The sequence below is a fragment of the Pseudomonas sp. WS 5079 genome (genome assembly GCF_012985465.1).
GTDB lineage: Bacteria > Pseudomonadota > Gammaproteobacteria > Pseudomonadales > Pseudomonadaceae > Aquipseudomonas.
Genome location: NZ_JAAQWN010000003.1, coordinates 460,184 through 472,844 on the forward strand (window position 1 = coordinate 460,184; position 12,661 = coordinate 472,844).

Sequence of the window (12,661 nt, forward strand, 5' to 3'; positions counted from 1 at the left end):
ACCATGGCCAATTCGTTACTTCGGTTTCTTGATTTCTTCAGCAGTTACCGGGAGGCACAAGTCTATGCGTCAGATGCCCCAATCTTGCCGACGCTAGATACACATCCCATTCAGCCTCATGCGCTGGCCCCAGCAAGCGCCGCGACTCCGCAACCGCTGAAGAACTGGAGCCATCCCTTCAAGGATAAAAATCCCCCACTGCTGCAATTAACCCAATTGGCCAAGGCGGCATCGGGTTACTACCCGTTAGGACGCAATGGCCTGTGGCACGGTGGCGTGCATTTTGACAGCGGTACCGCAGGCTCTCTGGAACAACAATCCAGCGTGCATTGCTTGGCCGACGGCGAAGTGGTGGCTTACCGCATCGACGAGCACTCGCCGACCACGAGCTACTTCGTCAATACACTGATTGTGCAAAAGCCCTTTTCACGTAATTTTGTGCTGGCACGTCATCGACTCGAAGCTCCGAAGATCGAGGGCAGTACGGACATGCCGCCCTGCTTGACCTTCTACAGCCTGTACATGCACTTGCAGGATTGGACGGTTCATCAGCGTGACCCTGCCATCGCCCGCCCGGCGTTCTGGCCCGAGGGGCAGAGCCGTCGGGTCAAGGCAACGGTAAAAGACGTACTCCTAGGGCATCCTGGGCAGCAGGGCCTGAATGTGCGTAACCAGGTACAGCGGGGCAAAGTACTCGCTCTCCTGCCACGAGGCGCGGAGGTGACCGTCAGCGGTGAGGGTGAGTTTCGAAAACTGGAAAACTCCAACGGGCCAGATGTCCTGAAAAGTGCCGATGGCTCGCTGCGCGGCTACCTTTTCTTTGACAAGCTGGAACCTATCGCTGGAGGTGAGTTTCGCATCAACGCCACCGCTCTGAATGTCCGCGAAGAAGCGAATGCCAGCAGTACCATTATTACGACGTTGCCAAATGGCACGGAAGTGACAATCAGCGGTGAGGGGGCGTTTCGAAAGCTGGAGCGAGTGAACCAGTACGTTCATTTCAATTCGCTGGAGGGTGCGCGAGAACCTATGGCTGACCGCATCGTGGTCCTTGACCAGCCCATAGCCATCAAGGCCGGCGAGCTAATCGGTCACATCGGCAAGTATCAAGACAGTTGTGCAGAGCACCCGGAAAAGAAGTTGCACCTGGAAGTATTCAGTGGCGATGAGGTGGAAACGTTCATCGAGGCCAGCCGGGACTGGGCAAAGCGACTGCCCGCTATTAGCAAGAGCTGGCTAAAAATTGCCAAGGGCACCGCCGTGGTGGCACATCAGCCTGCTTTCAACGCCACACAGCCGCCCACCCTGAGGGACGCCAGCACTCCCAGCGATGCCGATCTATTGGTACCTAAGAGCCTGCTCGATGGCCTACTTGCTGAGAACAAAATCGTGGTCCCTGCGACGGCAGAACGCAAAGCCTGCAACTGGTACCGCCTTGATGGGCTGCTCCACGATGCCAGCAATACGTTGCTCAACGGCTGGGTACACGAAGAAGTTGGGGTCACCCTCTGGGTTAATCCTTGGTCGTGGGAGGGCTACGATACGATCTTCAACTACGACACCCCTCGGCAAGCTTTGGCCTCCTTCCTCCGGGCCGCTAACCGCTTCAGTGAGGACCAACTCGAACGTCATGGCGCCTTGGCAGATGCGTCGGACAAAGGGCCGATGAAGAGTCGTCTGTACGACATCATCGACCGTGACCACGATGGGAAAATGACCGCTGAAGAGTTGCAAGCAGCGATTAGCCTACCAGCGCACGCGCAATCGCTGTCGCAGTTAGTCATTCATTACGAAAGCGAGTGGCACTACAAGCCGAAGAAGTGGGACGCGCTGGACGAAGTGCTTGGTCATAGTGGTTCGACCCCGCACCTTAACTGGTTGGCGGAGAAAGAGCGGATCAAGCAAATGAGTTGGTGGGATGAGGTGGCAACAAAGGTTGGACTACCGGCGGATGGGCAGGTGTATCACATCCACCCGGTGGGGCTGGCGGGCAGGTTTCAAGCTAGTGAGCGGAGAATTACAGTAGAACTTTTGGAAAGGGTAACTGGTAAGTCGGGCAACTGGTTCACAGGGCGTGGGGGAGGTCGTGCGTTCGTGCGAGAGTTTGAAGAGAAATATCCACGAATATATAAGTATGATAAGCATAGGTTTGTTGTCGAGCTAAATGATGCTCTTGAGCGGTATGAAATAATAACCCCGTACCAGCAGGCGCACTTTATTGCTCAATGTTTCCATGAGTCTGCCGCCTTTGAAACAGCAGTTGAGTTTGCCGCCGGTACACAGTATGACCCTGGAAGGCATTCTGGTGCTATAGTTAACGGTAATACGGAGATTGGCGATGGTCCAAAATATAAGGGGAGGGGACTGATTCAACTCACATGGAAAAACAACTATGTCGCTTATTCTAGTTATAGGGGAGTTGATTTTGTTAGTGTTCCGAATATGCTCGCTGAAAATATGTTCGATGCTATAGATGTTTCGTGTTGGTATTGGCGGCATAATGGAGCTGTCAGTAGGCGGCATAATGCACAGGGTGATATTAATGTCTTGGTGGATAATGAGCCTGGTAATGTTCGGCTTGTGACTTTGGCCGTGAATGGGGGCGATAATGGCCTGCATGAGCGCGTGGAGGTATACGAGGCAATACGAAAAGAGTGGGGGCTAGCATAATGAGTAGGATGAACTCTTCTATTGCGATGGCAGGTGGGCTATCTCTTTACTTTGCTTTTTCATCTGTGGCTTATGCTAGTGGATCTTTGCCGATACTAGAGGTGGAGAGTCGCTTTCCTCTTAAGCTATCCGTTTTTGAGCAAGGAAAGTCATATGGCTTATCGCCACCTGGCGATTTTATGCGTGAAATTGAGGACGTGTATGAGGATGTTCATGTTGAGGATTTGACTGGGGATGGGGTAGGGGAAGTTGTTTTTAACTTGGGCGGGGGAAGGGTAAACGCTTGTTCAAGGGTGCTGCATTATACCGATAGCGATCGATCATTGAGTGAATTGATGTTCAGCGGGGGCGGGCTGTGTGATTTTAAAATTCGCCATGGCTATGTTATTAGCTCTTATAAGGACGGAGCAGTATGGGCTGAGGATGTCTATGTTGTTAAAGGTGGGAAGGCGTACATTAAAATCTCGGATCGTTGCGTTGGGTGTGGAGAAATAGTTCGGAAAGAATATCTCCCTGATGGTTCGTTTGTTAGGCTGTTAGTGTCTGATGAAGTTGATTTTGAAAAGCGAACTCCACTGATCGCTAAGGTGGCTTCTCTCCAGGCTTGGATTTTTTCTTCGCTAGGCGCTGCGCAACCGACAAGAAAGTATTTGATACGTGGGGATGAAGTTACGATTCTTGGAGGGGGAAAGGCGCGCGGTGAAGAATGGATTGAATTTAGATTCTCAGGAAGTACCACTACTGAAGGATGGCTTAAGTGTAGCGATCTTGATGGCTGTAATGAGTTTTAGTGTGTGAGTCATTCGCGGAAACAATAGGGGGTTTTAGCAATATATATTAAAGAAGCTCCAGGATTGTTGCAGTATGAGCAAGGCCGAAATAGAGCCAGGTACCTTAGGGGGGAATTAAGATTGAAAGCTATAGTGATGCCGATCTATTGGTACCTAAGAGCCTGCTCGATGGCCTACTTGCTGAGAACAAAATCGTGGTCCCTGCGACGGCAGAACGCAAAGCCTGCAACTGGTACCGCCTTGATGGGCTGCTCCACGATGCCAGCAATACGTTGCTCAACGGCTGGGTACGCGAAGAAGTTGGGGTCACCCTCTGGGTTAATCCTTGGTCGTGGGAGGGCTACGATACGATCTTCAACTACGACACCCCTCGGCAAGCTTTGGCCTCCTTCCTCCGGGCCGCTAACCGCTTCAGTGAGGACCAACTCGAACGTCATGGCGCCTTGGCAGATGCGTCGGACAAAGGGCCGATGAAGAGTCGTCTGTACGACATCATCGACCGTGACCACGATGGGAAAATGACCGCTGAAGAGTTGCAAGCAGCGATTAGCGCTACCAGCGCACGCGCAATCGCTGTCGCAGTTAGTCATTCATTACGAAAGCGAGTGGCACTACAAGCCGCAGAAGTGGGACGCGCTGGACGAAGTGCTTGGTCATAGTGGTTCGACCCCGCACCTTAACTGGTTGGCGGAGAAAGAGCGGATCAAGCAAATGAGTTGGTGGGATGAGGTGGCGACAAAGGTTGGACTACCGGCGCATGGGCAGGTGTATCACATCCACCCGGTTGGGTTGGTGAGGCGATTCTTGGCGAAAGATGAGTGCGCTTGTGGTTGTTGCTTGGGTATTGAGTTCTCAAGATATAGATGGGTTAGGAAGAGGGATGGGCATCCAGATGTAACCTATTACGGCCCTGTATTTAATGGAACTAAGAAACTAAATAATTTTACAGGCTGGGGCGATCTAATCGGTAAGGGGAAAGCAACAACTGACGAAAGGCCATCGTGATTGCCATGTCATCGAATGAAGGGGCAATGGATGCAGTTCAAGCTTGGGACTGGCAAACATTTAGTGCCGGAGCCATGCAGAAGACTGTAACTCCTAAGGGCTACGGTGAGTTACCCAAGCAGATCAGTGAATTTCAAGAAGAAAACCCAGCTTTGTTTAGTGAGATTTTTTCTCAGTGCGGCTGGTCCATTAAACAAGAAGCCGGCGGTGTAAGAATTTATTATTCGTCCAGAGAGACGGAGTATGAAGATATAACAGGAAGTGCTCTGTGCGATTTTATAAAAAGGGGGTTTAGTCAGACGGACTCTGGGTTTCCTAAGAAGTCAGAATCTTTGGCTTCAATTGCGAGTGCTGTGATTCATGAAGAGTTTCAGAAAAAGCAGGTGGTAGACTTTATTGCTCGCATGAGGGCGGCGCTCTCTAAGTCACCTCGCGGCTATAGTAATTCCGCAAGTGACTTTTTCCAATCAAAGCTTGGGTGAGCTCTGGTTCTTGATCATGATGTGAACGCACCTGGTAACGTGTCGCGTAATCTTAAGAGTGCAATTGATACACTGCGTCATCGTCACTCGGGATCGAGTTCCGATCCGCGCCCGTGGGGTGAAAATCGCATGCAGTACGAGGAGGAGTTGATTGGGATTTACGGACCATCTCGCAGGATGAACTCGCCGATGGAACGTTATAGTCACCTTAGTGGGCTGTTATAAGGAGTGCAGTGATGAGAGGTTTGGTTCTACTGTTTATTTTTATATTGGTTTCTACCCAGTTAAGGGCTGCCAGCGTCCAGGGAGGATCAGGTTCCCTGGTCTATTCGGATGGTGTTGACGGCAACTTTAATTCGTTGGTCTACAAAACGAACTCAGGGGGTATTCTGCGAGTATTTGATGAGGGATTAAGTTTTAATTACGACAGCCGTTATGATGCTGGCAATCTGTCTCCTGATAAGACCTACTCGGTCGTACAGTTTTCTGAGTCGGGGGTGGGCGTGCAGCAGGAGCCAAAGAAAATATATCTTTGTGCGTTTGTACGAATGTCCGATGGTTGCGTTGTCAATGTGGAGAGTGGAGAACAATGTGGTGGCGAGTGGAGTGGGTCTGAGCGGTGGAGCAGTTAAATTAGCAGTGTTATCGACTATTCTTTTAAAGAAGCACCAACTGTCGAAAAAATCTACAAAGATTATGAGTCGGGAAGAAAGGATTTAACCCAGGTCTCCTCTCCTAGGATTTTGGCATATTTTTCAGAGGGGACGACATTTGATAATTTGTTAGCTTGCGATCTTCCCCGTGATACAAATAAAAAAACGTACACTGACATGCTGTCGTTACTATAGCGTGACGGCGATACTAAAAACTTTGAAAGACTGAGAGCCGCTATGAACTCAGGTGGTGTATTCGTTTCTGCAAAAAGTGTCAATAACTGGGCTGTAAAGTCAATTCTCTCTGAAAAAGCCTATCTATATAGCTCGCCATCGTTATCCGACACATCTACGGCTTACCTGATTCGTGGCGATATTATCTTTGTGCTTCCGAGCTCAAATAATTCCCTCGTAAAATTTCGCTACCAACAAGAAAGCGGGAAGGTGATCGAAAAATGGATTCGGTGTGAAGATATTGGTTTTTGTGGCCGCCAGTAACGTTTTTTTGATCCTGCAGGTGCATAGAAGCAAGTCTTGGTGGGGCGTTTAGATGAGTTTAATAATTGGCGTTGAGAATAGACTGCGAGAAAGAGAATCGAACTGCTCTCGAGTGTGCCGAATAAGTTCTCTTTTAAGTAAGTGGATATTTTTTGAGTAGGGATAAGGCATGAAAACATAATTCGTATCGGCAATAAAACAACCGGCGGCCGCACGGTTCAATCGGGTTCTGTCGTTATGAAGTTCCGCGGTATCGGTGTGGCTCGCAAGGGTGACCCGGTAGATTGCCCGATTCCCGGTCATGGTCGAACAGAGATTGCCGAGGGGCACCCAACGTTTCACGACAAGGGTGTTCCGGTTGCGTTTCACGGGCATCGCTGCGCTTGCGGTCGCGCCTTGATTTCGTCACTGCCTGAAGCGAGCGCGAGATAGCCATGCCGGTCAGATTGGATCAAATCCCAGCTCTTGCGCCACGGGCTGCGCGGCCGAGGTGCTGGCTTTGGCTGGGCGTATTTCCGCTGCTGTTGCTGTTGCTGTTGCTGTTGCTGCTGCTGGGTGTGGGGGCAACGTTTTTGTTCGGCACTCAAACGTTGCGCCAACAACCAGCGCGAAATCTGGCAGCGCTTCAACTGGCCGGGCCGCAGCGACCACCCGGGGGCCAGCCTGAGCTGGACCAGCATTCATACCGGCGAGCGTCTGTTCGGCGACTTCCAGGGCACTTGGGGCCTGATCCGCCTGCTGGAAAAAGCCCAAATCACGCATCTGGACGATGGTGACAGCCACTATCGTATGGTGCTGAAGGCCCCAGACGGCGCAAGCCTGACCTGGAACCTGCGCACGGAACTAGGCGCAGGGCCGTTGGCCTTGCTGCAATTGCGTGACTTCACCTTGCCGCAGCAGATATTTCTGAGTGAGGGCGCTGTAGAGGTGCCCTATGCGCAGATTGATCGGTAGTGGTTTTGGAGAGCGGGGCTTGCTGCGGATGGTTTGCTATCCCGCTCTAGCCGCAGACACTTTGCTCACTTCTGCTCCATCATCCACTTCACAAAATCCCGCACCTTGGGCACCTCCGCCGAATGCTCCGGGTACGCCAGGTAGTACGCATCCTGGCTGGGCAGTGCGTGCTGCCAGGGGATCACCAACTTGCCGTCTGCCAGCTCTTCTTCCACCAGAAAACGCGGCAGGAGCGCCACGCCACAGCCCACCTGGGCGGCGCGGATGCACATATAGAAGGTGTCAAAGCGCGGCCCGTGGTAGCTGTGTTCGGTCTGGTAGCCGAGGCTGGCGAACCAGTCGTGCCAGCCTTGGGGGCGTGAGGCGTTTTGCAGCAGCACCAGTTCGCTCAGTTGCGTCGGGTCGCGCAAGGGCAGGGCCGGCAGGCTCTCGGGGGCGCACACCGGCACCAGTTCCTCGCTGAACAGCTTGAGGCTCTCGGTGCCGGGCCTTGCGCCTGCGCCGAAGTAGAAGGCCAGGTCGGCCTTGCCTTGCAGCAACTCGTCTGGCGTCTGTTCGTTGCACAGGTCCAGGTGGATCTGCGGGTGGCGTAGGCGCCAGCCCTTGAGACGTGGCACCAGCCAGCGCGCGCCAAAGGTGTAGGGCGTGGACACCCGTAGTACTTCGGTCTCGCCGCCGTAGGAGCGCAGGTAGTGGGTCGACATCTCCACCTGGCTCAGGATCTTGCGCACTTCCACCAGGTACAGGTCGCCCGCCGGGGTCATCTGCAAGCGCCGACGCACCCGGCGAAACAGCAGGTGCTGCAGCAACTCTTCCAATTGCGCGACCTGCTTGCTGACGGCGCTCTGCGTGAGGTTCAGCTCCTCGGCGGCACGGGTGAAGCTCAGGTGGCGGGTCACGGCCTCGAAGCATTGCAGCGCGGTGATCGAGGGCAAATGTCTTTTATTGAGCACGGCATGCCTCTTTTTGTTTTGCATGAATAAACGGAATGATATCTCGCCTAATCGTCGTTTGTTGGCAAGTCCTGGGCCAGCTACAAATAAGGCCTGGATCGTCGTGCGGGCTGCGGCGCATTTTTTGTTGATGGATTGAAGGAGTGACCCATGGTTGCCGCATTGCTTGATCGTCTGGGGGTAGACCCGGCGTTGTACCAGGCGGGGAAACAGCCCGTGCATTCCCCTATCGATGGCAGCCGCATTGCCAGTGTGCACTGGGAAGGCGCCGCCGAGGTCGAGCAGCAGGTCAGTCGTGCCGAGCATGCATTCGACGCCTGGCGCAAGGTGCCGGCGCCCCGTCGCGGTGAACTGGTGCGCCAGTTCGGCGACCTTTTGCGTGAGTACAAGGCCGACCTGGGCGAGTTGGTGTCGTGGGAAGCCGGCAAGATCACCCAGGAAGGCCTGGGGGAAGTGCAGGAAATGATCGATATCTGCGACTTCGCCGTGGGCCTGTCGCGCCAGTTGTATGGCCTGACCATCGCCTCCGAGCGCCCTGGCCACCATATGCGTGAAACCTGGCACCCGCTGGGCGTGGTGGGCGTGATCAGCGCCTTCAACTTCCCGGTCGCAGTGTGGGCGTGGAATACCGCGCTGGCGCTGGTGTGCGGCAACGCGGTGATCTGGAAACCCTCGGAAAAGACCCCGCTCACCGCACTGGCCTGCCAGGCCTTGTTCGAGCGGGTGGCGAAAAACTTCAGCGATGCACCACAGTACCTCAGCCAGGTGGTCATTGGCGGGCGCGATGCCGGCGCCGCCCTGGTGGACGACCCGCGCGTGGCGCTGATCAGCGCTACTGGCAGCACGCGCATGGGCCGCGAAGTGGCGCCCAAGGTTGCCGCGCGGTTTGCCCGCAGCATTCTGGAGTTGGGCGGCAATAACGCGATGATCCTCGGCCCCAGCGCCGACCTGGACATGGCCGTGCGCGCCATCCTGTTCAGCGCGGTCGGTACCGCAGGCCAGCGCTGCACCAGCCTGCGCCGGCTGATCGCCCACGAGTCGGTCAAGGATGAAATCGTCACGCGCCTCAAGGCCGCGTATTCCAAGGTGCGCATCGGCCATCCTCTGGAAGGCAATCTGGTCGGCCCGCTGATCGACAAGCACAGCTTTGAAAACATGCAGGACGCCCTGGAGCAGGCCCTGAGCGAAGGCGGCAAGGTGTTTGGCGGCAAGCGTCAGTTGCAGGACCAGTTCCCCAACGCTTACTACGTGGCGCCGGCCATCGTCGAAATGCCTGAGCAGAGCGATGTGGTGTGCAGCGAAACTTTCGCGCCGATTCTCTATGTAGTGAGCTACAAGGACTTCACCGAGGCGCTGCGTTTGAACAACGCTGTGCCGCAGGGCCTGTCGTCGTGCATCTTTACGACCGATGTGCGCGAGGCCGAGCAGTTCATGTCGGCGGTGGGCAGTGATTGCGGGATCGCCAACGTCAATATCGGGCCGAGTGGCGCGGAGATCGGTGGCGCGTTTGGCGGCGAGAAAGAAACCGGTGGCGGGCGTGAATCGGGTTCGGATGCCTGGCGCGGATACATGCGCCGGCAGACCAACACCGTGAACTATTCGCTGGAGCTGCCGTTGGCCCAGGGCATTACCTTCGACTGAGCCTCCAGCCGAAATGCGGTCAATGTGGGAGCTGGGTTGCCGGCGATAGCGGTATTGAATTCACCATCGTCATCGCTGGCAAGCCAGCTCCCACATTCGATTGGGTTCGCAATTCAGAATAAGAGTTGTTTGTTAGATCCCGGAGTCTGGCAATGCCATTACGCGAAGCGTGTTTGTGGGAACAACTGACCCCTGGCCGGCCGGATCGCATCGCCCTCAAGGGCGAGGTCAAGGTGGATGTGTGTGTGATCGGCGCCGGTATCACCGGTTTGTCGGCGGCCATCCACCTGCTGGAGCAAGGTAAAAGTGTCTGCGTGCTGGAGGCCCATCGCACCGGCCATGGCGGTTCTGGGCGCAACGTGGGGCTGGTCAACGCCGGGATGTGGATCCCTCCGGATGAGATCGAGGCTGGTTTCGGCACGGCGGTGGGCAGCCAGCTCAACCGGATGCTTGGCGCAGCGCCGTCCCTGGTGTTCAGCCTGATCGACAAGTACAGGATAGATTGCCAACTGCGCCGCGAGGGCACGTTGCACATGGCGCACAACGCCCGTGGCGAAGCCGACCTGCGCAGCCGCGAGCAACAATGGAAGCGCCGTGGCGCGCCCGTGGAGCTGCTGACCGGTGCTGCGTGCGAGCAGGCCACCGGCACCCAAAAGATCGCCGCCGCCTTGCTCGACCGGCGTGCCGGCACCTTGAACCCGATGGCCTACACCAGTGGCCTGGCCAATGCCGCAGTGGGCCTGGGTGGGCAGTTGTTCGATCATTCACCGGTGACCCAACTGGAGCGCCAGGGCCAATCCTGGTCTGTGCAAACGGCCCAGGGCGCGGTGCAGGCTGCACAAGTGGTGATCGCCTCCAATGCCTACACCGAAGGCGAGTGGACCGAGTTGCGGCGCAATTTTTTCCCCGGTTATTACTATCAGGTGGCCTCGGTGCCCCTGAGCGGTGGTGCTGCGCAGCAAATCCTGCCGGGCGGCCAGGGTTCCTGGGATACCCGCCAGGTACTGAGCAGCATCCGCCGCGATGCCGATGGGCGGTTGTTGCTGGGCAGCCTGGGCAATGGCAACCAGAAACCCACCTGGTTTCTCAAGGCCTGGGCCGACCGCGTGCAGCAGCACTATTTCCCATTTCTCAAGGCAGTGGACTGGGAATACACCTGGACCGGCTGCATCGCTTTCACCCCAGACCATCTGATGCGTCTTTTCGAGCCGGCGCCCGGTTTGGTGGCAGTCACTGGTTACAACGGGCGTGGGGTGACCACTGGCAGCGTGGTGGGCAAGGCATTTGCCGATTACTTGTGCCACCAGGACCCCAAGGCCCTGCCGATTCCGTTTGCGCCGATGCAGCCGCTGGCCGGCGTGGGCCTGCGCAGTTGCCTGTACGAGGCCGGATTCTCGCTGTACCACGCGGGCCAATGCCTGCGAATTGTCATCTGATCAGCGAAATACCCTTCAAAAGCCGGCATTTTCTTAGCCGGCTACTAATCTGTATTGGTGCGAGTCGTAGCAGTGACGCACTGTAAATGTGCACTTCCGTTACGCGCATGGTTACAGATGCTCGAAGGGGCGCTTGATGGCTGGCTGACATCAGTCCAATGGGCAGGTTTCACTCTTTCGGGCCAGTGGTTGCACCTCTGCGTTCCAGAGGGTTGCACGTCCCGCCAAAAAGGCACCGAAACGCCTGTAATAACAATGACACCGTGTCTTTTTGAAATATAAAAACGCAATGGCACGCCGCTTGCTCTCAGCTTTCCAGTGAAGGTTTCAAGTGAAAGTTTGAAGTGAAATTGCAGTGCCCATTCAACAAAAAACTCGGAGCACCACTCATGTCCCAGACGTTTTACAAGAAAGGTTTCCTGGCCCTCGCGGTAGCTGCCGCGCTGGGCGTTTCTACGTTTGTTCAAGCTGATGTGAAGATTGGCGTGGCGGGGCCGATGACCGGTGCCAACGCTGCCTTCGGTGAGCAGTACATGAAAGGTGCCCAGGCGGCGGCCGATGTGATCAACAAGGCGGGCGGGATCAACGGCGAGCAGATCAAGCTGGTGGCCGGTGACGACGCGTGCGAACCCAAGCAGGCCGTAGCCGTGGCCAACCGCCTGGCCGACCAGGACAAAGTGATCGGCGTGGTCGGGCACTTCTGCTCGTCGAACACCATTCCAGCCTCCGAGGTGTACGACGAAGCGGGCATCATCGCAATCACTCCAGGCTCCACCAACCCCCAAGTGACCGAGCGTGGCCTGGGCGCCATGTTCCGCATGTGCGGGCGGGATGACCAGCAGGGCATCGTGGCCGGCGACTACATCGTCGACGTGCTCAAGGGCAAGAAAGTCGCGGTCATCAACGACAAGGACACCTACGGCAAAGGCCTGGCCGATGCCACCGCAGCCCAACTGACCAAGCGCGGCGTCAAGCCGGTGCTCGAAGAAGGCCTGACCCGTGGCGAGAAAGACTTCAGCGCCCTGGTGACCAAGATCCGTTCGCTGGGCGCCGATGTCGTGTACTTCGGCGGCCTGCACCCGGAAGCCGGCCCACTGGTGCGCCAGATCCGTGAAGCGGGGCTCAAAGACGTCAAGTTCATGTCTGACGATGGTGTGGTGACCGACGAACTGGTGGCGACCGCCGGTGGTGCGCAATACGTCGATGGCGTCTACATGACCTTCGGCGCCGACCCGCGCCTGCTGCCAGACAGCAAGGCCGTGGTGGAAGAGTTCCGCAAAAATGGCACCGAGCCTGAAGGCTACACCCTGTACGCCTACGCCTCGATCCAGGCCCTGGCGGCCGGCTTCAACGGCGCCAAGTCCAACAAGGGCGAAGACGCGGCCAAGTGGCTCAAGGCCAACCCGGTGCAAACCGTGATGGGCAAGAAGGAATGGGATACCAAGGGTGACCTGAAGGTCTCCGACTACGTGGTGTACCAGTGGGACAAGGACGGCAAGTACCACCAGTTGGAAAAGCAGAAGTAATCAACCAGCCACCACCGACCCCTTGTGGGAGCCGGGCTTGCCCGCGATGACG

General features: G+C 56.0%; 11 protein-coding genes and 1 pseudogene. 11 read left to right on the forward strand and 1 reads right to left on the reverse strand.

All coding sequences use genetic code 11. The features are described from left to right. The first annotated feature begins 3 nt into the window (after positions 1–3). The 8 genes and pseudogenes from HBO05_RS10765 to HBO05_RS10800 form a co-directional block, all read left to right on the forward strand. Positions 4–2,670, forward strand: a complete 2,667-nt coding sequence (locus HBO05_RS10765) for an SH3 domain-containing protein (RefSeq protein WP_172312592.1) — start codon at positions 4–6, stop codon at positions 2,668–2,670. An 8-nt stretch (positions 2,671–2,678) separates the two neighbouring features. Then, entirely contained in the window at positions 2,679–3,461 is a 783-nt protein-coding gene (locus HBO05_RS10770) for a hypothetical protein (protein ID WP_172312594.1), read from the forward strand. Positions 3,462–3,607: 146 nt separating this feature from the next. After that, on the forward strand, positions 3,608–4,120 hold the full coding sequence (locus HBO05_RS10775; RefSeq protein WP_169952171.1) for an EF-hand domain-containing protein: 513 nt from the start codon (positions 3,608–3,610) through the stop codon (positions 4,118–4,120). A gap of 372 nt (positions 4,121–4,492) precedes the next feature. Next, entirely contained in the window at positions 4,493–4,948 is a 456-nt protein-coding gene (locus HBO05_RS10780; RefSeq protein WP_172312596.1) for a hypothetical protein, read from the forward strand. 236 nt (positions 4,949–5,184) lie between these two features. Beyond that, complete coding sequence (locus HBO05_RS10785) at positions 5,185–5,580, forward strand: hypothetical protein (RefSeq protein WP_169952167.1); 396 nt, start codon at positions 5,185–5,187, stop codon at positions 5,578–5,580. 258 nt (positions 5,581–5,838) lie between these two features. Then, positions 5,839–6,099, forward strand: a complete 261-nt coding sequence (locus tag HBO05_RS10790) for a hypothetical protein (RefSeq protein ID WP_172312598.1) — start codon at positions 5,839–5,841, stop codon at positions 6,097–6,099. A 186-nt stretch (positions 6,100–6,285) separates the two neighbouring features. Beyond that, positions 6,286–6,531, forward strand: coding sequence for a PAAR domain-containing protein (locus HBO05_RS10795; RefSeq protein WP_346343156.1), 246 nt, complete (start codon positions 6,286–6,288; stop codon positions 6,529–6,531). Between the two features lie 168 nt (positions 6,532–6,699). Then, positions 6,700–7,053: pseudogene (locus HBO05_RS10800) on the forward strand (type VI secretion IcmF C-terminal domain-containing protein); the annotation flags it as partial. Positions 7,054–7,118: 65 nt separating this feature from the next. On the opposite strand, the gene HBO05_RS10805 reads toward HBO05_RS10800, so the two are convergent. After that, positions 7,119–8,006, reverse strand: coding sequence for a LysR substrate-binding domain-containing protein (locus HBO05_RS10805; protein WP_169952161.1), 888 nt, complete (start codon positions 8,004–8,006; stop codon positions 7,119–7,121). Positions 8,007–8,156: 150 nt separating this feature from the next. Here HBO05_RS10805 and HBO05_RS10810 point away from each other — a divergent pair, with 150 nt between their 5' ends. The 3 genes from HBO05_RS10810 (at position 8,157) to HBO05_RS10820 (ending at position 12,609) form a co-directional block, all read left to right on the forward strand. After that, positions 8,157–9,647 carry an aldehyde dehydrogenase family protein gene (locus HBO05_RS10810; RefSeq protein ID WP_172312600.1) on the forward strand — a complete coding sequence of 497 codons (1,491 nt, stop codon included), beginning with the start codon at positions 8,157–8,159 and terminating at the stop codon, positions 9,645–9,647. A gap of 152 nt (positions 9,648–9,799) precedes the next feature. Then, on the forward strand, positions 9,800–11,083 hold the full coding sequence (locus tag HBO05_RS10815) for an FAD-binding oxidoreductase (RefSeq protein WP_170042481.1): 1,284 nt from the start codon (positions 9,800–9,802) through the stop codon (positions 11,081–11,083). 389 nt (positions 11,084–11,472) lie between these two features. Further along, entirely contained in the window at positions 11,473–12,609 is a 1,137-nt protein-coding gene (locus HBO05_RS10820) for a branched-chain amino acid ABC transporter substrate-binding protein (RefSeq protein WP_104911477.1), read from the forward strand. Positions 12,610–12,661: the final 52 nt, after the last annotated feature.

Excerpts from the sequence above, each read along its gene's own strand:
- HBO05_RS10765 (WP_172312592.1), top strand. The coding sequence starts at position 4 with ATGGCCAATTCGTTACTTCGGTTTCTTGATTTCTTCAGCAGTTACCGG.
- HBO05_RS10770 (WP_172312594.1), top strand. The coding sequence starts at position 2,679 with ATGAACTCTTCTATTGCGATGGCAGGTGGGCTATCTCTTTACTTTGCT.
- HBO05_RS10780 (WP_172312596.1), top strand. The coding sequence starts at position 4,493 with ATGGATGCAGTTCAAGCTTGGGACTGGCAAACATTTAGTGCCGGAGCC.
- HBO05_RS10785 (WP_169952167.1), top strand. The coding sequence starts at position 5,185 with ATGAGAGGTTTGGTTCTACTGTTTATTTTTATATTGGTTTCTACCCAG.
- HBO05_RS10790 (WP_172312598.1), top strand. The coding sequence starts at position 5,839 with ATGAACTCAGGTGGTGTATTCGTTTCTGCAAAAAGTGTCAATAACTGG.
- HBO05_RS10810 (WP_172312600.1), top strand. The coding sequence starts at position 8,157 with ATGGTTGCCGCATTGCTTGATCGTCTGGGGGTAGACCCGGCGTTGTAC.
- HBO05_RS10815 (WP_170042481.1), top strand. The coding sequence starts at position 9,800 with ATGCCATTACGCGAAGCGTGTTTGTGGGAACAACTGACCCCTGGCCGG.
- HBO05_RS10820 (WP_104911477.1), top strand. The coding sequence starts at position 11,473 with ATGTCCCAGACGTTTTACAAGAAAGGTTTCCTGGCCCTCGCGGTAGCT.